This is a genomic window from Streptomyces sp. NPDC046859 (genome assembly GCF_040645135.1).
GTDB lineage: Bacteria > Actinomycetota > Actinomycetes > Streptomycetales > Streptomycetaceae > Streptomyces.
Map to the genome: position 1 here is coordinate 286,306 of NZ_JBEYXR010000004.1, position 19,290 is coordinate 305,595.

At 74.2% G+C, this 19,290-nt stretch carries 17 protein-coding genes, 1 pseudogene and 1 riboswitch; of the genes and pseudogenes, 7 read left to right on the plus strand and 11 right to left on the minus strand.

What is annotated here, in order from left to right:
• Nucleotides 1-7 precede the first annotated feature (7 nt).
• Nucleotides 8-1,126 (minus strand): glycerate kinase, encoded by a 1,119-nt coding sequence (locus tag ABZ899_RS07620; RefSeq protein ID WP_361342525.1) that lies wholly within the window; start codon nucleotides 1,124-1,126, stop codon nucleotides 8-10.
• Nucleotides 1,127-1,297: 171 nt separating this feature from the next.
• On the opposite strand from ABZ899_RS07620, the gene ABZ899_RS07625 reads away from it, so the two are divergent.
• Entirely contained in the window at nucleotides 1,298-2,371 is a 1,074-nt protein-coding gene (locus tag ABZ899_RS07625) for an ADP-ribosylglycohydrolase family protein (RefSeq protein ID WP_361342162.1), read from the plus strand.
• A gap of 43 nt (nucleotides 2,372-2,414) precedes the next feature.
• Nucleotides 2,415-2,909 (plus strand): NUDIX hydrolase, encoded by a 495-nt coding sequence (locus tag ABZ899_RS07630; protein ID WP_361342165.1) that lies wholly within the window; start codon nucleotides 2,415-2,417, stop codon nucleotides 2,907-2,909.
• 7 nt (nucleotides 2,910-2,916) lie between these two features.
• Here ABZ899_RS07630 and ABZ899_RS07635 read toward each other — a convergent pair whose 3' ends face one another.
• Entirely contained in the window at nucleotides 2,917-3,117 is a 201-nt protein-coding gene (locus ABZ899_RS07635; protein WP_115505605.1) for a type II toxin-antitoxin system VapB family antitoxin, read from the minus strand.
• 93 nt (nucleotides 3,118-3,210) lie between these two features.
• On the opposite strand from ABZ899_RS07635, the gene ABZ899_RS07640 reads away from it, so the two are divergent.
• Nucleotides 3,211-3,942 (plus strand): Sir2 family NAD-dependent protein deacetylase, encoded by a 732-nt coding sequence (locus ABZ899_RS07640; protein WP_361342169.1) that lies wholly within the window; start codon nucleotides 3,211-3,213, stop codon nucleotides 3,940-3,942.
• Nucleotides 3,943-3,950: 8 nt separating this feature from the next.
• On the opposite strand, the gene ABZ899_RS07645 is transcribed toward ABZ899_RS07640, so the two are convergent.
• From ABZ899_RS07645 to ABZ899_RS07685, 9 genes and pseudogenes are all read right to left on the minus strand, one after another.
• Nucleotides 3,951-4,433 carry a methylated-DNA--[protein]-cysteine S-methyltransferase gene (locus tag ABZ899_RS07645; protein ID WP_361342172.1) on the minus strand — a complete coding sequence of 161 codons (483 nt, stop codon included), beginning with the start codon at nucleotides 4,431-4,433 and terminating at the stop codon, nucleotides 3,951-3,953.
• Nucleotides 4,434-4,443: 10 nt separating this feature from the next.
• Nucleotides 4,444-5,913 (minus strand): AlkA N-terminal domain-containing protein, encoded by a 1,470-nt coding sequence (locus ABZ899_RS07650; protein WP_361342527.1) that lies wholly within the window; start codon nucleotides 5,911-5,913, stop codon nucleotides 4,444-4,446.
• 97 nt (nucleotides 5,914-6,010) lie between these two features.
• Nucleotides 6,011-6,436: a hypothetical protein gene (locus tag ABZ899_RS07655; RefSeq protein WP_361342530.1), complete on the minus strand. Its 426-nt coding sequence runs from the start codon at nucleotides 6,434-6,436 to the stop codon at nucleotides 6,011-6,013.
• A 131-nt stretch (nucleotides 6,437-6,567) separates the two neighbouring features.
• On the minus strand, nucleotides 6,568-7,080 hold the full coding sequence (locus tag ABZ899_RS07660; RefSeq protein WP_361342175.1) for an O-acetyl-ADP-ribose deacetylase: 513 nt from the start codon (nucleotides 7,078-7,080) through the stop codon (nucleotides 6,568-6,570).
• Nucleotides 7,081-7,131: 51 nt separating this feature from the next.
• A complete protein-coding gene (locus ABZ899_RS07665) occupies nucleotides 7,132-8,544 on the minus strand; it encodes an NAD(P)/FAD-dependent oxidoreductase (protein WP_361342178.1) in 1,413 nt (470 codons plus the stop codon).
• Nucleotides 8,545-8,647: 103 nt separating this feature from the next.
• Nucleotides 8,648-9,505 carry an inositol monophosphatase family protein gene (locus ABZ899_RS07670; protein ID WP_361342181.1) on the minus strand — a complete coding sequence of 286 codons (858 nt, stop codon included), beginning with the start codon at nucleotides 9,503-9,505 and terminating at the stop codon, nucleotides 8,648-8,650.
• Nucleotides 9,506-9,603: 98 nt separating this feature from the next.
• Entirely contained in the window at nucleotides 9,604-11,427 is a 1,824-nt protein-coding gene (locus ABZ899_RS07675; RefSeq protein ID WP_361342183.1) for a gamma-glutamyltransferase, read from the minus strand.
• 87 nt (nucleotides 11,428-11,514) lie between these two features.
• Nucleotides 11,515-12,171 (minus strand): annotated as a pseudogene (locus ABZ899_RS07680) (transposase); the annotation flags it as partial.
• Between the two features lie 368 nt (nucleotides 12,172-12,539).
• Nucleotides 12,540-12,950, minus strand: coding sequence for a (2Fe-2S) ferredoxin domain-containing protein (locus ABZ899_RS07685; protein ID WP_361342186.1), 411 nt, complete (start codon nucleotides 12,948-12,950; stop codon nucleotides 12,540-12,542).
• Between the two features lie 57 nt (nucleotides 12,951-13,007).
• A riboswitch (cobalamin riboswitch) is annotated at nucleotides 13,008-13,185 on the minus strand.
• A gap of 141 nt (nucleotides 13,186-13,326) precedes the next feature.
• Between ABZ899_RS07685 and ABZ899_RS07690 the strand changes: the two genes are divergently transcribed.
• The 4 genes from ABZ899_RS07690 (at nucleotide 13,327) to ABZ899_RS07705 (ending at nucleotide 19,284) form a co-directional block, all read left to right on the plus strand.
• A complete protein-coding gene (locus ABZ899_RS07690) occupies nucleotides 13,327-15,129 on the plus strand; it encodes a methylmalonyl-CoA mutase family protein (protein WP_361342188.1) in 1,803 nt (600 codons plus the stop codon).
• Complete coding sequence (gene scpA / locus ABZ899_RS07695) at nucleotides 15,129-17,303, plus strand: methylmalonyl-CoA mutase (protein ID WP_361342191.1); 2,175 nt, start codon at nucleotides 15,129-15,131, stop codon at nucleotides 17,301-17,303. Before ABZ899_RS07690 ends, scpA begins: the two co-directional genes overlap by 1 nt.
• Nucleotides 17,300-18,328 (plus strand): methylmalonyl Co-A mutase-associated GTPase MeaB, encoded by a 1,029-nt coding sequence (gene meaB / locus ABZ899_RS07700; protein WP_361342194.1) that lies wholly within the window; start codon nucleotides 17,300-17,302, stop codon nucleotides 18,326-18,328. The genes scpA and meaB overlap by 4 nt, the downstream gene beginning before the upstream one ends.
• Nucleotides 18,329-18,615: 287 nt before the next feature.
• The gene (locus ABZ899_RS07705; RefSeq protein ID WP_361342197.1) at nucleotides 18,616-19,284 is read left to right on the plus strand and encodes a hypothetical protein; all 669 of its coding nucleotides are present in this window, start codon (nucleotides 18,616-18,618) and stop codon (nucleotides 19,282-19,284) included.
• The last annotated feature ends 6 nt before the right edge of the window (nucleotides 19,285-19,290 follow it).

Below are 19,290 nucleotides of genomic sequence, written 5' to 3' on the forward strand. Positions count from 1 at the left end.
GCCGCCCTCAGCAGAGGAAGTCCCGCCCGATCCGCTCGGCGACCCGCTCCAGGATCGGCCCGGCGTCCGCGATGCACTTCACCACGTCCGGTTCGATCTCGGTGAGCGGGTAGGCACGGCGGATCCCGGCCCGGCCGAGTGCCTCCGGCGGCAGGGCGAGGCGGCCGCAGACCGCCACGACCTCCTTGCCGGCGGCACGCGCGGCCGCCGCCACCCCGGCCGGTGCCTTGCCGTGCAGGGTCTGCTCGTCCAGCGAGCCCTCGCCGGTGATCACCAGGTCGGCGCGCTCCACGGCGGGCGCGAAACCCAGGACGTCGAGCATGACCGCGATGCCCGCCCGGAAGCGGGCGCCGAGCAGGAGGGCGCCGTACCCGACGCCGCCGGCGGCTCCGGCGCCCGCCGCCGAGGCGTGCTCGGCGGCCCGGGGACCGAGGGCGGCCTCCAGGACCTTGGCGTAGTGGGCGAGGGCCGCGTCCAGGGCGGCCACGTCGTCCGGGGACGCGCCCTTCTGCGCGCCGTACACGGCCGGCGCGCCCGTCGGGCCGGTCAGCGGGTTGTCGACGTCGCTGGCGAGCACCAGGTCGACCTCGGCCAGCCGGGGGTCCAGCCCGGACAGGTCGGCGGTGGCCAGATCGGCGAGTCCGCCCCCGCCGGGTGTCACCGGCTCGCCGTCCGCGTCGAGCAGGCGGGCGCCGAGCGCGCTCAGCATCCCGGCGCCGCCGTCCGTGGTGGCGCTGCCGCCGACGCCGAAGACGAGGGTGCGGGCGCCGGCGTCCAGGGCCGCCCGCAGCAGCTCGCCGGAGCCGTAGGTGGACGCCGTGCGGGGGGCGAGGACGCCCGCGGGCAGCCGCTGGAGGCCGCTGGCCTCCGCCATCTCCACGACCGCGGTGTCGCCGCGCAGCGCGAACGCCGCCGTCACCTCGTCGCCGAGCGGTCCGGCGACCCGCACCTCGCGCCGCTCGAAACCGGCCGCGACCGCCGCGTCGACGGTGCCGTCACCGCCGTCGGCGACCGGCATGGCCTCGACCTCCACGCCCGGGGCGGCCCGGCGCAGACCGGCGGTGACCCGCTCGGCGACCTGCACGGCCGTGAGCGAACCCTTGAACTTGTCCGCGGCGATGAGCACGCGCTGTGTCACTTGTATCCCCTTGCTCTCCGAGCCCCGCACAGGTCGGGGCCAGTCGCGCCGCTGCGACCTTAACCGGCGGCACCCCGGACCCGCCATGACCCGGCCGGGGCACGGGACGCCCCGGGGGTGCCGGGCGCGTGGGCCGCCGGAATCGGGTAGACCGGTCCTATGACCTCTGTGGACACGGACCCGGAGCTCGCCGACCGCGTCCTCGGCGGCTGGCTGGGCCGGATCGCGGGCAACATGCTCGGCAAACCGGTCGAGCAGGGCGATGTGTGGACGCGGGACCGGATCGACCGCTATCTGCGCCGGGCGGCGGCCCTGCCGCTCACGGACTATCTGCCCGAGCCGGCCGACGAGGAGGACGGACGCTCGCTGCGCCCCGAGTGGCGGCAGTGTGTGCGCGGCCGTATCCACGGCAGTTGCCGCGACGACGACGTCGACTACGCGATCCTCGGCCTCGACCTGCTGGAGCGGCACGGCTTCGGCTTCAGCACCGAGCAGGTCGGCGACCTGTGGCTGCTGCGGCTGCCGTACCTCCAGACGTTCACGGCGGAGCGGGCGGCGTACCGCAATCTCGCGAACGGTCTGAAACCGCCGCTCACCGCCACCTACGACAACCCGCACCAGGAGTGGATCGGCGCCCTGATCCGCGCCGACGTCTACGGCTGGACCTCCCCGGGCTCCCCCGCCCGCGCCGCGTCCCTCGCCCGCCGGGACGCGGTGCTCTCGCACACCGGCAACGGCGTGTACGGGGCGATGTGGGCGGCGGCCCTGATCGCGGCGGCGTTCACGGCGTCCACGATCCGCGAGGCCGTGGACCGGGCGCTCTGCGTGATCCCGGCGATCAGCCGGCTCGCCCGCACCGTGCGCCGGGTGGCGACCCTGCACGAGACGCGGATGTCGTGGGAGGACACGCTCGGCACGGTGGCGGAGGAGACGGCGGGCCTGGGCTGGATCCACACGGTCCCGAACGCGGCGGTCCTCACCGCGGGGCTGCTGTACGGCGACGGCGACTTCACCCGCACGATCACGCTCACCGTGCGCGGGGGCCTGGACACCGACTCCAACGGGGCGACGGCCGGCTCGGTGGCCGGTGTGCTGAGCGGCGCCGCGGCGATCCCGGGCCAGTGGACGGAGCCGTTGGAGGACACGGTGCGCAGCGCGGTCTTCGGGTTCGACGGCGCCCGGATCAGCGAGCTGGCGCAGCGGACGGTGCGGCTGGCGGAGCTGGGCGGCTGAGGGAGGCGCGTTCGGCGGCGGCCGGCCTGGTTACTCTTCCTGGATGACCTCGACGCCGGACTTCGCCGCGTACATCGCGAGTCTCCCCCGCATCCTCGCGGGCGCCGCCGCCCTCTTCCGTGACGCGGAGGGGCGGGTGCTGCTCGTGGAGCCGAACTATCGCGAGGGCTGGGCGCTGCCCGGCGGCACGATCGAGTCCGACGACGGCGAGACGCCCCGTCAGGGCGCGCGGCGCGAGACGCTGGAGGAGATCGGCCTGGACCGCGCGCTCGGCCGGCTGCTCGCGGTGGACTGGGTGCACGGCGCCGGACGGCCGCCGCTGGTGGCGTATCTGTACGACGGCGGTGTGCTCACCGGGGACGAGCTGAAGGCGATCCGGCTGCAGGAGGAGGAGCTGCTGTCCTGGCGGCTGGTCCCCCGCGAGGAGGTGACCGGCCATCTGCCGGGCGCCCTGGGCCGCCGCGTCCTGGCCGCGCTGGACGCCCTGGCGGACGGCACGGGGCCGGTGGAGCTGGAGAACGGGGAGCGAGTGGCCTGAGCCGGACTCAGCCCTCGACGTCCCGGGGGCGGGCGTCCACCTCGCGCAGCGCGTCGTCGCGCTCGGCGACCCGCGCCTCGGTGCGGTGACCGCGCTGGACGTAGTCGCGCAGGACGAGTTCGACGGCGTCCTGGGGGCTGCCGACACCCGCGAGGACCATGGCCTCGACGACGAGTTCGGCATCGAGCGAGACGGTGACCTTGGCCATGCCGGAACGCTAGCACCGGGCCGCCCGGCGTACGGGGTGCTCGCTCGAATATCCATTCGCCGCGTTCCCGGCGCCCGCCCTACCCTCGGCCGCATGACCAAGCCCCTCGTGGCCCTGCTCAGCGGTGCCGGCATCTCGACCGACTCGGGCATCCCCGACTACCGCGGGCCGAACGGCCTGTGGCGGCGCGACCCCGACGCCGAGAAGCTCGTGACGTACGAGTACTACATGGCCGACCCGGACATCCGGCGCCGGTCCTGGCTGATGCGGCGGGAGAACCACGCCCGGCGCCCCGAGCCCAACGCGGCGCACCGGGCGGTGGCCGAGCTGGAGCGGTCGGGGGTGCCGGTGCGGGTGCTCACGCAGAACGTGGACGGGCTGCACCAGCTCGCCGGCCTGCCCGACCGCAAGGTCCTGGAGCTGCACGGCACCGAACGGCAGGTGGTGTGCACCAAGTGCCACGCCCGCTCCCCCATGGCCGACGTGCTGGCCCGGGTCGACGCCGGCGAGGACGACCCGCCGTGCCTGGAGTGCGGGGGCGTCCTGAAGTCCGCGACCGTGATGTTCGGCGAACGGCTCGACCCGGAGGTCCTCGGCCAGGCGGTCGCGATCACCAAGGCGTGCCAGGTCTTCGTCGCGGTCGGCTCCAGCCTCCAGGTCCAGCCCGCCGCCGGCCTCGCGGGCGTGGCCGCCGACCACGGCGCCCGCCTGATCGTCGTCAACGCCGAACCGACCCCGTACGACGACCTGGCCGACGAGGTCGTACGGGAACCGATCGGGACGGCGCTGCCGGAGCTGCTGCGACGGATCGGAAAGGACGCCTGAGCCGGACGTCAGAACAGTGCCGCCCCGCTCTCGAAGGCCAGGAGGCGTTGTTTGCGGGGGAGGCCGCCGCCGTAGCCGGTGAGGGCGCCGGACGCGCCGACGACGCGGTGGCAGGGGACGATGATGCCGATCGGGTTTCTGCCGTTGGCGAGGCCGACGGCGCGGGAGGCGCCCTTCTTGCCGAGGGCGTCGGCGAGTTGGCCGTAGGTGCGGGTCTCGCCGTAGGGGATGGTGCGCAGCGCGTCCCAGACGCTGCGCTGGAACGGGGTGCCCGTGAGGCGCAGCGGCAGGGTGAACTCCCGCAGCCCGCCCGCGAAGTAGGCCTCGAGTTGTTCCTCGGCCAAGGCGAACGGCGTCGCGTCGCGGGGGCCGAAGGTCTCCTCGGCGGGGCGGTGGCGCTGGTCGGTCATGTACAGCCCGCACAGGACGCCGTCGTCGGCGACGAGGGTGAGCGGGCCGTACGGGCTGTCGACGACGGTGTGCTGTCGCACCGGTTTCTCCTTATGCGGGGAGGACGTTGATGGGGTGGCTGTCCGTCGCCCACAGGTACTGGACGGCGTACGCCCGCCAGGGCCGCCAGGCGGCGGCGCGGGCGGTGAGGGCCGCCGGGGTGGACGGCAGGCCCAGCTCCCGGGCGGCGCGGCGGACGCCGAGGTCGGTGGGGAGGAAGGCGTCGGGGTCGCCGAGGGCGCGCATCGCGACGACGTCGACGGTCCAGGGGCCGAAGCCCGGCAGGGACAGCAGCTTGGCCCGGGTCTCGGGCCAGTCGCTGTCGGGACCCAGGCGGATGTCGCCGTCGGCGAGTCCGCGGACCAGGGTCGTGAGGGTGGTGCGCCGGCTGCGCGGCATCGCCAGTGCCTCGGAGTCGACGGATGCCAGGGCGGCGGGCTCCGGGAAGAGGTGCGTGAGGCCGCCGTCGGGGTCGTCCACCGGCTCGCCGTGCGCGGTGACCAGGCGGGCCGCGTGGGTGCGGGCGGCCGCCGTGGAGACCTGCTGCCCGAGCACGGCGCGTACGGCGAACTCGGCTTCGTCGACCGTGCGCGGGACCCGGCGTCCGGGTGCCTTGCCGACCAGCGGCGCGAGCACCGGGTCGGTGCGCAGCTGGTCGTCGACGGCGACCGGATCGGCGTCCAGGTCGAGCATCCGCCGGCACCGGCTGGTCGCGACGGTGAGGTCGCGCAGGTCGCTGAGGGTGAGGCGGCAGGCGATGTGGTCGGGGCGCGGGCTCAGCGCCACGATGCCGTGGCCGTAGGGCAGCCGGAGCGTGCGCCGGTACGCGCCGTCCCGCCACTCCTCGACGCCGGGCACGGCGGTCGCCGCGAGGTGCCCGAAGAGGTTGTCGGGGTTGAGGGGGGCGCGGAACGGCAGGCGCAGGGTGAGGACGCCCGCGGTGCCGCCCTGGGCGGAACGGGGTGCCCGGGCGCGCAGGTCGGTCGGGGCGAGGGCGAAGACCTCGCGGACGGTGTCGTTGAAGGTGCGCACGGAGGCGAAGCCGGCCGCGAAGGCGATGTCCGCCATGGACAGGGACGTCGTCTCGATGAGGAGCCGCGCGGTCTGGGCACGCTGCGCACGGGCCAGGGCGAGCGGGCCGGCGCCGAGCTCGGCGAGGAGCTGGCGCTCGATCTGCCGGGTGCTGTAGCCGAGGCGAGCGGCGAGGCCGGGGACGCCCTCGCGGTCCACGACGCCGTCGGCGATCAGCCGCATGGCGCGTGCCACGAGGTCGGCGCGCTGGTTCCACTCGGGCGAGCCGGGGCTGGTGTCGGGGCGGCACCGCTTGCAGGCGCGGAAGCCGGCCTGCTGGCAGGCGGCGGCGCTCGGCAGGAACCGCATGTTCGCGGGCCGGGGCGGGACCGCGGGGCAGCTGGGCCGGCAGTAGATCCCGGTCGTGACGACCGCCGTGAAGAACCACCCGTCGAAGCGGGCGTCCTTCGACCGCACGGCGCGCACGCAGCGCTCGACGTCGGTGTGCATCCCCTGGTTCATGGGTCCAGCATCGGGGACGCGGGCGGGCGTGCGCTGGCGAGAATCCGACAGGGACGTCGGCTGGGCTGTGAACCGGCGGATCGCCTCAGGGGGACGCGGGGATGCTCGGGCCGATGCCGCGCGGTCGCTCGATGCTGCCGCCCAGCCGGGGCCGCAGCCGCTCCAGCACGGCGGGCTCGGCGCTGACCACCCAGCGGGTGCCGACCAGGTACGTGCCGCCGTAGACGGCGGCCGCGTCCAGCCAGTCCCGCTTCAGCCTCTCCTCGGGGAACGTCGTGACGAGGTAGTCGCCCCGCTTCGTCCGGCAGACGCCCTCGCGCAGTTCGTCGGCCTCGGTCCTGATCCTCACCTGGCACCCGGTGAGGCCGGCGATCACCTCGACCTTCGCCGGTGCCACCACCCCGGCCTCGGTGGCGGAGACCTTCGGCGGGCCGCTCGACGCGGCGCCGGGACCGGCGTCGCCCCCGGCGCACGCGGTGGCCAGGAGCAGCGGCGCCAGACCGCCGGCGATCGCGACCGGTCCGGCGGCCCCGCGGCGGCCCGCGCCGCCCCTGCGGTCGCCGCGTCCTCGATTCCTCACGGGTGCCTGGTGCGTCCGGTGCGTCTCCACGGGGAGGGGTACGGATCAGCCGCGGACGGTGTTCACGCCTCCAGCCGCCGGGCGAACGCCTCGTACGCGGCCGTGTCGAAGAGCACGAACCGCACCTCCTCGACGGCGGTCGCAGCCGCCCTGACGGTCTCCACCGCGATCCGGGCGCCGTCGTCCATGGGCCAGCCGTAGATGCCCGTGGAGATGGCGGGGAAGGCGACCGTGCGGGCGCCGAGTTCGTCGGCGACGCGCAGCGACTCGCGGTAGCAGGAGGCCAGCAGGTCCGAGCGGTCCTCGCCGGAGGACCAGACGGGGCCCACCGTGTGGATCACCCAGCGCGCCGGCAGCTCCCCCGCCGTGGTGGCGACCGCCTGCCCGGTCGGCAGGCCCTTGCCGTACCGGGAGGCCCGCAGCGCACGGCACTCGGCGAGGATCTCGGGGCCGCCGCGCCGGTGGATGGCGCCGTCCACCCCGCCTCCGCCGAGCAGGGAGGAGTTCGCGGCGTTGACGAGCGCGTCGGCCGCCTCGCGGGTGATGTCGCCCTGTACGAGTCCGATGGTGGTCATGCCCCCTTCCTAGCAGGTGGGAGCAGGTCCTCGCAGGGCCGGGCCCGCGGGTCAGGGCTCCTGGCGCAGGCGCCGCCAGACCGCTTTGGCCGCGTTGTGCCCCGACATGCCGTGCACGCCCGGGCCGGGCGGGGTCGCGGACGAGCAGAGGTAGATCGCGGGGTGCGGGGTGCGGTACGGGAACAGCGAGAGCTTGGGGCGCAGCAGAAGCTGGAGTCCGGTGGCGGCGCCGGTGCCGATGTCGCCGCCGACGTAGTTGGCGTTGCGGGCGGCGAGTTCGGCCGGGCCGGCCGTGGCGCGGGCGAGGACCCGGTCGCGGAACCCGGGCGCGAAGCGCTCCAGTTGGCGTTCCAGGGCGTCCGTGAGGTCGCCGGTCCAGCCGTTGGGGACATGGCCGTAGGCCCAGAAGACGTGCTTGCCCTCGGGGGCGCGGGTGGGGTCGGCGACGCTGGGCTGCACGGTGATCATGAACGGCCGGTCGGGTGCGCGTCCTTCCCGCGACGCGGCCCGCAGTGCCGCCCCGATCTCCGCGCTGTCCGCGCCGATCTGCACGGTGCCGGCCCGCCGGGCCTCCGGGGCGGTCCAGGGCACCGGGCCGTCCAGCGCGTAGTCGATCTTGAAGACTCCGGAGCCGTACCGGTAGTTCTCGTAGTAACGGCCGAAGCCCGCGATCCGGGCCAGCGCGGTGGGCGAGGTGTCGAAGACGTACGCCCGCGCGGGCGGCAGGTCGTCGAGTCGCTTCACCTCGAAGTCCGTGTGCACGGCACCGCCGAGATCCTCGAGGTAGGCGGTGAGGGCGTCGGAGATGGACTGGGAGCCGCCCCGGGCCACGGGCCAGCCACGGGCGTGCGCCGCGAGGGCGAAGACCAGGCCGATGGCGCCGGTCGCGAAGCCGCTCAGCGGCGCCATCACATGGGCGACCAGGCCGGAGAACAGGGCCCGCGCCCGCTCGTCGCGGAAGCGGCGCATCAGCCAGGTCGACGGCGGCAGCCCAGTCAGACCGAACCGGGCGAGGGTCACCGGGTCCCGGGGCAGCGCGGTGAGGGGCAGCGACATGAAGTCCCGTGCGAGCGTGTCCCACTTGGACAGGAACGGGGCGACCAGCCTGCGGTACGTCCCCGCGTCGCGCGGACCGAAGGAGGCGGCCGTCTCGGCGACGGACCGGGACAGCACGGCGGCCGTGCCGTCGGGGAAGGGATGGGCCATCGGCAGCTCGGCGTGCAGCCACTGGAGCCCGTAGCGGTCGAGCGGCATCGCCCGGAACGCGGGCGAGTTGATGCCGAGGGGGTGGGCGGCCGAGCACGGGTCGTGCCGGAAGCCGGGGAGCGTCAGCTCCTCCGTGCGGGCCCCGCCGCCGACGGTGTCCCGGGCCTCGAACACGGCCACGGAGAAACCGCGGCGGGCCAGCTCCACGGCGGCGGTCAGGCCGTTCGGTCCCGCCCCCACCACGACTGCGTCGAGCATCGACGGCACGTTCGGACCCCTTCGTCAGGCGGCGGCCTAGGGAGATCAGGATAGGCCGGGGCTCCGACGCCCCACCTCCGCTCCCCCGCGGCCGACTCTATTCCTACGCCGCGTGGCGCGCTCCGCCGGACAGGAGTCCCGCCACCCGCCGTGCCGTGGCCGCGTCGCGGGCGGTCGTGAACGGCAGGGCGTTGCCCCCGGTGATACGGAACGGCTCGCCCGTGTGCGTCAGGTGGGCGCCGCCCGCCTCCTCCACGAGCAGCAGGCCGGCCGCGTGGTCCCAGGCCGCCTCCCAGCCGAAGGCGGTGGCGTCCAAGTCGCCGCGCGCGACGGCCAGATACTCCAGGCCGGCCGATCCGCACGCGCGCGGGGCGACCCCGTCGGTCCACAGGCCGAGGAGGGACCGCTTCTGCTCGTCGGTGGTGAAGTCCGGGTGGGAGGTGGCGACCCGCAGGTCGCGGCCGGGGTCCGGGGCTCCGGCGCGCAGCCGCTCGCCGTCGAGGAAGGCGCCCTGGCCCCTGACGGCGGTGGCCAGCTGGTCGAGGGCGGGCGCGTAGGTCCAGGAGGCGAGCACCTCGCCGTGCCGGGCGAGGGCGACCAGGGTGCAGAAGCCGGTGTCGCCGTGCACGAACTGCCGGGTGCCGTCGACGGGGTCGACGATCCACACCGGGGCGTCGCCGCGGATCGCGTCGTACACGGACGGGTCGGCGTGCACCGCCTCCTCGCCGACGACGACCGAGCCGGGCAGGAGGGCACCGAGGGCTTCCGTGAGGTACCGCTCGGCGAGCCGGTCGGCGTCGGTCACCAGGTCGTGCGGCCCGCTCTTGCGGTCGACCTCGTGGTCGGCGAGCCGGCGGAAGCGGGGCATGATCTCGGCGGCCGCCGCCTTGCGGACGGCGTCCTCCACGTCGGTGGCGTGCTGGGCGAGAAACTCTTCGATGGTTTCGTTGTCTTCGATCACCCGTCCATGAGAACACGCGCCGCTGACAGCGCCCGCCCGCCGGGTGACCTGCGGACGGCCTCCCGGTGAACGCGCGGGGCGGACGCCACCCGGTCCCCTCAGCGTCCGACGGCGTAGCCCTGCATGCCGCGCGGGTTCGCCGCGGCGGACAGGACCCCGGTGCCGGGGTCGCGCGCGACCGCGCACAGGCGGCCCTCCGACCAGGCGTCGCCGACCGCGACGTCGTGGCCGCGCCGCCGCAGCGCGTCCACCACCGCGGGGTCGGTGCGGGCCTCCACGGTGACGCTCCCGGGCCGCGTGCCGCGCGGGTGGAACGATCCGGGAAAGCTGTCGTTGTGCCAGTTCGGGGCGTCGATGGCGCCCTGGAGGTCGAGGCCGCCGCGGACCCGGCCGCGCAGGGCGACGGCGAGGAAGAAGTGCAGCTGCCACTGGTCCTGCTGGTCCCCGCCGGGGGTGCCGAAGGCCAGCACGGGCTCACCGTCGCGCAGCGCGATGGTGGGGGTGAGCGTGGTGCGGGGGCGCCGTCCCGGCGTCAGGGAGCTCGGCAGGCCCTCCTCCAGCCAGGTCATCTGCAGCCGCGTGCCGAGCGGGAAGCCGAGTTCGGGCACCACGGGGTTGGACTGCAGCCAGCCGCCGCTCGGGGTGGCCGCGACCATGTTGCCCCACCGGTCGACGACGTCGAGGTGGCAGGTGTCGCCGCGGGTGCTGCCGTCGGCGGCCACCTCGGGCTCGCCCGGCACCGGGGACCGGGGCGACTCGGCGATCGTCGGCTCCCCGGCGCCGGGCACGGAGCCGGGTGCGGCGACGGCCGCGCCCCGCGCGTGTGCGCCGAGCCTCGGCGTGCGGCCGCCGGGGCTGCCGGGCCGCAGCTCGAAGGAGGCCGTGTCGCCCACCAGCCGGCGGCGGCCGGCGTTGTAGGCGTCGGACAGCAGGTCGGCGAGGGGCACCTCGGCGGCGTCGCCGTACCAGGCCTCCCGGTCGGCCATGGCCAGCTTGCAGCACTCGATGAGCAGGTGGACGTAGTCCGCGGACCCGTACGGGGGCAGTTCGTCCGGGAGCAGGGCGAGCTGCTGGAGGAGCACCGGGCCCTGGCTCCAGGGCCCGGCCTTGCACAGGGTCCAGCCGTTCCAGTCGTACGTCGCCGGCGCCTCGTAGGTCGCGGACCAGGCAGCCAGGTCGTCGGCCGTGAGGGTGCCGGTGTGGCGCTCGCCGCTGGTGTCGAGGGTGGGCCGGTTCGCCTGCCGGACCAGCGCCTCGGCGATGAACCCGGTGCGCCACACCGCGCGCGCGGCCTCGATCCGTGCGACCCGGTCGCCAGCTCCGGCGATCTCGTCGAGCAGGCGTTTCCAGGTGGCGGCGAGCGCCGGGTTGCGGAAGAGCGTGCCGGGCCGGGGCGGCTCGCCGTCCGGCAGGTACACCTCGGCGGAGGAGGTCCACTCGGTCTCGAACAGCTCGCGCACCGTCTCCACGGTCTCGCCGACGCGCTCCACGGGCGCGTGTCCGTGCTCGGCGTAGCCGATGGCGTACTCCAGGACGTCGGCGGGTGCCAGGGTGCCGTGGTCGCGCAGCAGGACCATCCAGGCGTCGAAGGCGCCGGGCACGGCGGCGGCCAGCGGTCCGGTGCCGGGGACGAGGTCCAGGCCGAGGCCCCGGTAGTGGCTGACGGTCGCGCCCGCGGGGGCGACGCCCTGGCCGCACAGCACCCGCACCTCGCCGCCCGCCGGGGCGAGGAGGATCGGCACCTCGCCGGCCGGCCCGTTCAGGTGCGGTTCGACGACGTGCAGCACGAACGCGCCGGCCACGGCGGCGTCGTAGGCGTTGCCGCCGCGCTCGAGGACCGCCATCGCGGACTGCGAGGCCAGCCAGTGGGTGGAGGACACCATGCCGAAGGTGCCCTGGAGGGTGGGACGGGTGGTGAACATGGCGGGCGTCACCTCGCGGTCGGCGCGGACGGGTCCGTCCGATCTTCCTTGACATCCTCCCCTCCCTGAAGGGAGGGGATTCCTGGCTCAGGCTGCCTCCGGGAGCAGCGCTCCCGGAGGTCTTACGCCCTCGGCACCAGCCGGGTTGAGACCAGCCCGGACGAGCATCACGCGGGCGGAGTTCTTGTCCCTGGGGGATACGACTCCGCACGCGGTGCAGGTGTGGGTACGTTCCGAAAGAGGAAGTGCGTGCTTGGTTCTCGCTCCGCACGACGCGCAGTCCATGGTGGTATGTGCGGGATTGACGAGGCGGATGTCCCGCCCGTGCTTGCGACCCATCTCGATCAGGGCGGTCTTGGTGGCGCCGATCGCGGCGTCCGCCGCCTTGCGCGCCATCGTGGACTTGGCGAGGAACTTCGGCCGGAAGTCCTCGACGGCGATCGCATCGTGGTCGCGGACCACGGACTTGGCCCATTTGCGGGCGGTGTCCTGCCGCTGCCGGGCGACCTTCTTGTGCAGCTTCGCGGCCCGCAGCTGCGCCTGCCGGTAGCCCTTGGACGCGGCCTGCCCGCGTGCGGGCTTGCGGCGGGCCATCATCCGCTGGTAGCAGGCGAGTTTGTGTGCGGCGTTCTTCCCATGCTGGGTGTGGGGGAGGTCGTGGGCGTCGGACGTGGTGGTCGCGGTCTCCTTGACGCCCCAGTCCACGCCGAGGACACGGCCCGTGGCCGGGAGCGGCTGGGCTTCGGTCAACTCCGAGATCCTGCATCTGCTTGAGGTCGCCCTCACCACCATGGACGGCGACGACCAATCGCCCTGACGGCGATGGCTCCTTCCTCGCCCTGCTCCGCAGGGGTCCGATTCCTCCAGGCCTGAAGGCCGGGGCATCCTCGGAGGTATCAGGTGACCGCCCGTTCGATGTTCAACCGTTCATGGGGGCGTGGAGCGAGGGTGGCGTGAAGGTGTGGAGGTCGGGCGGACCGGGCCAGGCCGCCTGACCCGGGCCGCCACCCCACGCGGACTCTCGCCGGCCTGCCCGCACCGGTGGGCGACCACCTGCGCGCGACGCCGCCAGGATGACGCCTGAACCCGTCACCGCCGCGACGAGCGGATGGTCAGCCGTTCCCGGGGGCGCGGGACGAGGGCGGGGGGAAGGTGTGGAGGTCGAGGATCTCCGGGCAGGGGGCGACGCCGGGGCCACCCGCCCGGACCCAGGCGATGACGTCCTCGGTGGCGTCCGGATCGTTGACGAGGCCGAGCCAGACCGGGCGGGCGCCCGCCGCCCGCGCCGCGGCGGAGGGCTGGACGACGACCACGTTGGCGTGGTCGCAGACGTCGAGGCAGTCCGAGACGCGTACGGGCACGCTGTCCCTCAGCCGGGCGGCCTGACGGGCATGGTCCACACCGGCCACCTTCGGGCTGCCGCAGCAGCAGTCCCGGCAGAGCACGACCCGGCAGGGCGGGGACGGGGGGCGCCGGTCCGGGAGCGGCGGCTCGGACGACGGCGGGGGCGGGGGTACGGGCATGACTGCCTTCGGGTCGGGGCTCGTACGCGGAGCCGGCCTGCGGAGGTCCTCCCCGCCCGGTGGCGCGGAGGTGCCGGCAGGTCTTCGGACTCGGGTTCGTCCCGGCGGGGCGCCTTCCCGGTCTCCCAGTGGCGTGCCTGCCCCGCCCGTCCCCCTCACCGCTGCGCGTCAGTTCCGGATTCGCACCGGATTCCCTGGCCCCGCAAGGGGCTCGACCAGCTCCGCGAGGCTATCAAGTCGGGGCCGCGAGCGGCTCCTCCGTCGTGCCCGCGCAGGCCGCGGAGGAGTGCGGAGACGCAGGTCACAATCTGGAAGAGGGCAAGGTCACAGCCGTGCCCCCTGCTGCTCCTTTGGCGATCTGACCTAGCATCCGAGCATGACGGTCCTGCCTGACGACGGGCTCTCGCTGGCCGCCGAGTTCCCTGACGCAACCCATGAGCAGTGGCAACACCTGGTGGAGGGTGTGCTGCGCAAGGCGGGCAAGGACGTGTCGGGGACGGCTGCCGAGGACGCCCTGTCCACCCCACTCGAGGACGGGATGCGCTCCCGCCCCCTGTACACCGCGCGCGACGCCGCGCCCGACCCCGGCCTGCCCGGCTTCACCCCGTTCGTCCGGGGCGGGCGCCCCGAGGGCAACACGGCCGGCGGCTGGGACGTACGGCAGCGGCACACCACGGCCGCGGACGGCGTGGTGCTGGCGGACCTGGAGAACGGCGTCACCTCGCTCTGGCTGGTCCTCGGCGACGCCGGCATCCCGGTGTCCTCCCTCGGCCGGGCCCTCGACGGCGTCTACCTCGACCTCGCCCCGGTCGTCCTGGACGCGGGCGCCGGGACGGAGACCGCCGCACACGCCCTGCTGGACCTGTACGCGGAGCGCGGCGTCGCCAAGGACGCGGCGCGCGGCAACCTCGGCGCCGACCCGCTCGGCCACGAGGCCCGCACCGGCACGTCCCTCCCGTTCGCGCCGGCCGCCGTGCTGGCCCGGCGGTGCGCCGAGGAGTACCCGGGGCTGCGGGCGCTGACCGTGGACGCCCTGCCGTACCACGAGGCCGGCGGCTCGGCCGCGCAGGAGCTCGGTTCCGCGCTGGCGACCGGTGTGGCGTATCTGCGCGAGCTCACCGAGGCCGGCCTGACGGTCGAACAGGCCGCCGCCCAGCTGGAGTTCCGCTACGCGGCCACCGCCGACCAGTTCCTGACCATTGCCAAGCTGCGGGCGGCGCGCCGCATGTGGGCGCGGGTGACCGAGGTGTCCGGGGCGCCCAGCGCCCAGGTGCAGCACGCCGTCACCTCGCCGGTGATGATGACGCGCCGCGACCCGTGGGTGAACATGCTGCGCACGACGGTCGCCACGCTCGCGGCCGGCGTCGGCGGCGCCGACTCGGTGACGGTGCTGCCCTTCGACCACGCGCTGGGCCTGCCCGACGCGTTCGCGCGGCGCATCGCGCGCAACACCTCGACCATCCTCATCGAGGAGTCCCACCTGGCCCGGGTCATCGACCCGGCGGGCGGCTCCTGGTACGTGGAGCGGCTGACGGACGAACTCGCCCACGCGGGCTGGGAGTTCTTCCGGCAGATCGAACAGGCGGGCGGCCAGGCCGCCGCGCTGCGCTCGGGCCGGCTGCGGGACGACCTGGCCGCCACCTGGGAGGCGCGCACCGGCAAGCTGGCGAAGCGCCGCGAACCGGTCACCGGTGTCAGCGAGTTCCCGCATCTCGCCGAGCAGCCCGTGGTGCGCGAGCCCGCGCCCGAGCCGCCGTCCGGGGGCCTGCCGCGCGTGCGCCGCGACGAGGCGTACGAGGCGCTGCGCGCCCGGTCCGACGCGCATCTGGCCGCGACCGGCGCCCGGCCGCGGATCTACCTGGCTGCGCTCGGCCCGGCCGCGGCCCACACCACGCGCCTGACCTTCGCCTCGAACCTCTTCCAGGCCGGCGGCATCGAGCCCGTCACCGAGGGCACCTTCGAGGAGAGCGGCGCCACCGAGGCGTGCCTGTGCTCCAGCGACGCCGTGTACGAGGAGCAGGCGGCCGAGGCCGCCGGGCGGCTGAAGGCGGCCGGCGCCTCGCATGTGTTCCTCGCCGGGCGGCCCGGGGACCACCCCGGCGTCGACGGCCATGTCTTCGCGGGCTGTGACGCCGTCGCCGTCCTGTCCGCCACCCTCGACCGCATGGGAGTGTCCTGATGGGAATCCCCGACTTCACCGGGATCGAACTGGGGACCCCGGACGCGGCGGGCGGCTCCGACGAGTGGCGTACGGCCGTCAAGCAGGCCACCGGCGGGGACGAGCCGCTGTGGGAGACGCCCGAGGGCATCGCGGTCAAGCCGCTGTACACCGGGCGTGACCTGGAGGGCCTGGACTTCCTGGGCACGTACCCGGGTGTGGCGCCGTATCTGCGCGGCCCGTACCCGACGATGTACGTCAACCAGCCCTGGACGATCCGCCAGTACGCGGGCTTCTCCACCGCCGAGGAGTCCAACGCGTTCTACCGGCGCAATCTGGCGGCCGGTCAGAAGGGCCTGTCGGTGGCCTTCGACCTGCCCACGCACCGGGGGTACGACAGCGACCACCCGCGCGTGACCGGTGACGTCGGCATGGCGGGCGTGGCGATCGACTCGATCTACGACATGCGGCAGCTGTTCGACGGCATCCCGCTGGACAAGATGACCGTGTCGATGACGATGAACGGCGCGGTGCTTCCCGTGCTCGCGCTGTACATCGTGGCGGCGGAGGAGCAGGGCGTACCGCCCGAGAAGCTGGCCGGGACCATTCAGAACGACATTCTGAAGGAGTTCATGGTCCGCAACACCTACATCTATCCGCCGAAGCCGTCGATGCGGATCATCTCCGACATCTTCGCGTACACCTCGCAGCGGATGCCCCGCTACAACTCGATCTCCATCTCCGGTTACCACATCCAGGAGGCCGGGGCGACGGCCGACCTGGAGCTGGCGTACACGCTCGCGGACGGCGTCGAGTACATCCGGGCCGGACGTGAAGCGGGCCTGGACGTCGACGCGTTCGCGCCCCGGCTGTCGTTCTTCTGGGCGATCGGCATGAACTTCTTCATGGAGGTCGCCAAGCTGCGCGCGGCGCGCCTGCTGTGGGCGAAACTGGTGAAGCAGTTCGACCCGAAGAACTCCAAGTCGCTGTCGCTGCGCACCCATTCGCAGACGTCGGGCTGGTCGCTGACCGCACAGGACGTGTTCAACAACGTCACACGCACCTGCGTCGAGGCGATGGCGGCGACGCAGGGGCACACGCAGTCGCTGCACACCAACGCGCTCGACGAGGCGCTGGCCCTGCCGACCGACTTCTCGGCGCGCATCGCCCGCAACACGCAGCTGCTGCTCCAGCAGGAGTCGGGCACCACCCGGGTCATCGACCCGTGGGGCGGCAGCGCCTACGTGGAGAAGCTGACGTACGACCTCGCACGCCGCGCCTGGCAGCACATCGAGGAGGTCGAGGCGGCCGGCGGCATGGCCAAGGCGATCGACGCCGGTATCCCGAAGCTGCGCATCGAGGAGGCGGCGGCCCGCACCCAGGCGCGCATCGACTCCGGGCGCCAGCCGGTCATCGGCGTCAACAAGTACCGCGTCGACAGCGACGAGCAGATCGACGTGCTCAAGGTCGACAACTCCTCGGTGCGCGCCCAGCAGATCGCCAAGCTGCGGCGGCTGCGCGAGGAGCGGGACGAGACGGCCTGCCGGGACGCGCTGGACGCGCTGACGCGGGCGGCCGGCGGCGAGGGGAACCTGCTGGAGCTGGCCGTGGAAGCGGCCCGCGCGAAGGCCACCGTCGGCGAGATCTCCGACGCCCTGGAGAAGGTGTACGGGCGGCACGCGAGCCAGATCCGTACCATCACCGGCGTGTACCGCAACGAAGCCGGGGAGTCGCCCGCCGTGGACCGCACCCGCACCCTCGTGTCGGACTTCGAGGAGGCCGAGGGCCGCCGCCCGCGCATCCTGGTCGCCAAGATGGGCCAGGACGGCCACGACCGCGGCCAGAAGGTGATCGCGACCGCGTTCGCCGACCTCGGTTTCGACGTCGACGTCGGCCCGCTGTTCCAGACGCCCGCCGAGGTCGCCCGGCAGGCCGTCGAGGCGGACGTGCACATCGTCGGGGTGTCGTCGCTGGCGGCCGGGCACCTCACCCTCGTACCGGCGCTCAAGGAGGCGCTGACCGAGGAGGGCCGCGAGGACATCATGATCGTGGTCGGCGGGGTCATCCCGCCGCAGGACGTCGCGACGCTGCTCGAGATGGGCGCGGCGGCGGTCTTCCCGCCCGGCACGGTCATCCCTGACGCGGCGTACGACCTGGTGCGGCGGCTGGCGGACGGACTCGGGCACGAGCTGTGATCGACGTCGACGCGTATGTGAAGGGCGTGCTCGACGGGAAGCGGGCGATCGTCGCGCGCGCCATCACCCTCGTCGAGTCGACCCGGCCGCAGCACCGGGCGCTGGCCCAGCGGTTGCTGACCGAGCTGCTGCCGCACAGCGGTCGGGCGCGGCGGATCGGGGTCAGCGGGGTTCCGGGCGTCGGCAAGTCCACGTTCATCGACGCGTTCGGCACGATGCTGACGGGTCTCGGGCACCGGGTGGCGGTGCTGGCGGTCGACCCCTCGTCCAGCCGGACGGGCGGGTCCATCCTGGGCGACAAGACGCGGATGGAGCGGCTGGCGGTCGACCCGGCGGCCTTCATCCGCCCCTCCCCCACGGCCGGGACGCTCGGCGGGGTCGCCAAGGCCACGCGGGAGTCCATCGTGGTGATGGAGGCCGCGGGCTACGACGTGGTGCTGGTGGAGACGGTCGGCGTCGGCCAGTCGGAGACGGCCGTGGCGAACATGGTCGACTCCTTCCTGCTGCTGACGCTGGCCCGCACCGGCGACCAGCTGCAGGGCATCAAGAAGGGCGTGCTGGAGCTGGCCGACGTCCTCGCCGTGAACAAGGCGGACGGCCCGCACGAGCGGGACGCCAGGGCGGCCGCGCGGGAACTGGCGGGCGCATTGCGCCTGATGCACGGCAAGGACGCCGTCTGGACGCCGCCCGTGCTGCACTGCAGCGGGCGTGAGTCGATCGGTCTGGACGCCGTCTGGGAGCGTCTGGAGCAGCACCGGGCGCTGCTGGACTCCACGGGCCGGCTCGCCGCCAAGCGCCGCGACCAGCAGGTCGACTGGACGTGGACCATGGTCCGTGACGAACTGCTGGGCCGCCTCCACGCGGACCCGGCGGTCCGTTCCCTGGCGCCGGTGCTGGAACAGCGGGTCAGGGACGGCGAGTTGACGGCGACGCTGGCCGCCGAGCGGATCCTCGCGGCGTTCGGGGGCGAGCGCGGCGCGCAGCCCGAGGAGGCGCCGCGCGGCGCCACGGGCCCCGGCTCGTAGGCGAGGGCCATGACCAGGCTGGGCGCCCGCGACCGCGCCCCACTCGCCTGGTGCACCTGATCGCCTGCGGGGCCTTCATCGCCGTGGACCGTGCCGAAAGCTCACTTTCCGCCCGAACCGCCCTGGAGGCTCCGCAACTCGCCCAGGACCCCCGGCGTTCGGGCCTCTTCCGTGATGGCGTCGGCACGGAGCGAGTTGACCCTTCCGCCTCACGGAGAGTCGTGTGACACTGGCGTCCCGTCCGCTGTGCGGACCCCCTCCGCACCGTCCCCCACGAAAAGTGCGCCGTGCGTTCACTTCCCTTGCCGCTCGCTCTCACCGCGCGCCTGTCACCCGTCGTCGTGCTCGCCACGGCGGGCTGGGCGCTGTCGTCCGGACCCGACGCGACACCGGCCCCCGAGGACCGTACGGCCGCGCAGCGGACCGAGGAGGAGGCGCCGGACGCCCCCGCGACGGCCGCCGCGTCCAAGACGTACACCGCCGCCCCCTCGCCGTGCGGCACCCTCTCCGCCAAGTCGGTCAAGGCGCTGGTGCCGGGGGCTAAGACGGCCGGCAAGGAGATACCGTCGACGGACAAGACGCTGCGCCGCACCTGCTCCTGGAACGCCCTCAAGGGGTACGAGTACCGCTGGCTGGACGTGTCCATCGAGATCCAGCAGTCCGAGGAGGCGGCGGCGGAGTCCTACAAGGGGCGGATCGCGGACCGCGCCGGCGGCGGCGCGGTCCCGGGCGTCGGGGACTCCGGCTACTCCGTCGTGAACCTCACCACCGAGGACAAGCAGCAGACCCGTGAGGGCGTGGTGATCGTCCGGACGTCCAACGCGCTGGTCTCCGTCACCTACAGCGGAAGCGACTTCGAGTCGAAGAAGGCGCCCGCCACCGACGAGATCAACACGGGCGCCATCAAGGCCGCCAAGGAGGCCGTGGCCGCGCTGGAGGACGGCCCCAAGGGCTGACCGTCC

What these genes read in the sequence shown, in the direction of transcription:
- ABZ899_RS07625 (WP_361342162.1), top strand. Translation starts at nt 1,298, where the DNA reads ATGACCTCTGTGGACACGGACCCGGAGCTCGCCGACCGCGTCCTCGGC.
- ABZ899_RS07630 (WP_361342165.1), top strand. Translation starts at nt 2,415, where the DNA reads ATGACCTCGACGCCGGACTTCGCCGCGTACATCGCGAGTCTCCCCCGC.
- ABZ899_RS07635 (WP_115505605.1), bottom strand. Translation starts at nt 3,117, where the DNA reads ATGGCCAAGGTCACCGTCTCGCTCGATGCCGAACTCGTCGTCGAGGCC.
- ABZ899_RS07640 (WP_361342169.1), top strand. Translation starts at nt 3,211, where the DNA reads ATGACCAAGCCCCTCGTGGCCCTGCTCAGCGGTGCCGGCATCTCGACC.
- ABZ899_RS07650 (WP_361342527.1), bottom strand. Translation starts at nt 5,913, where the DNA reads ATGCACACCGACGTCGAGCGCTGCGTGCGCGCCGTGCGGTCGAAGGAC.
- ABZ899_RS07660 (WP_361342175.1), bottom strand. Translation starts at nt 7,080, where the DNA reads ATGACCACCATCGGACTCGTACAGGGCGACATCACCCGCGAGGCGGCC.
- ABZ899_RS07665 (WP_361342178.1), bottom strand. Translation starts at nt 8,544, where the DNA reads ATGCTCGACGCAGTCGTGGTGGGGGCGGGACCGAACGGCCTGACCGCC.
- ABZ899_RS07675 (WP_361342183.1), bottom strand. Translation starts at nt 11,427, where the DNA reads ATGTTCACCACCCGTCCCACCCTCCAGGGCACCTTCGGCATGGTGTCC.
- ABZ899_RS07685 (WP_361342186.1), bottom strand. Translation starts at nt 12,950, where the DNA reads ATGCCCGTACCCCCGCCCCCGCCGTCGTCCGAGCCGCCGCTCCCGGAC.
- ABZ899_RS07690 (WP_361342188.1), top strand. Translation starts at nt 13,327, where the DNA reads ATGACGGTCCTGCCTGACGACGGGCTCTCGCTGGCCGCCGAGTTCCCT.
- scpA (WP_361342191.1), top strand. Translation starts at nt 15,129, where the DNA reads ATGGGAATCCCCGACTTCACCGGGATCGAACTGGGGACCCCGGACGCG.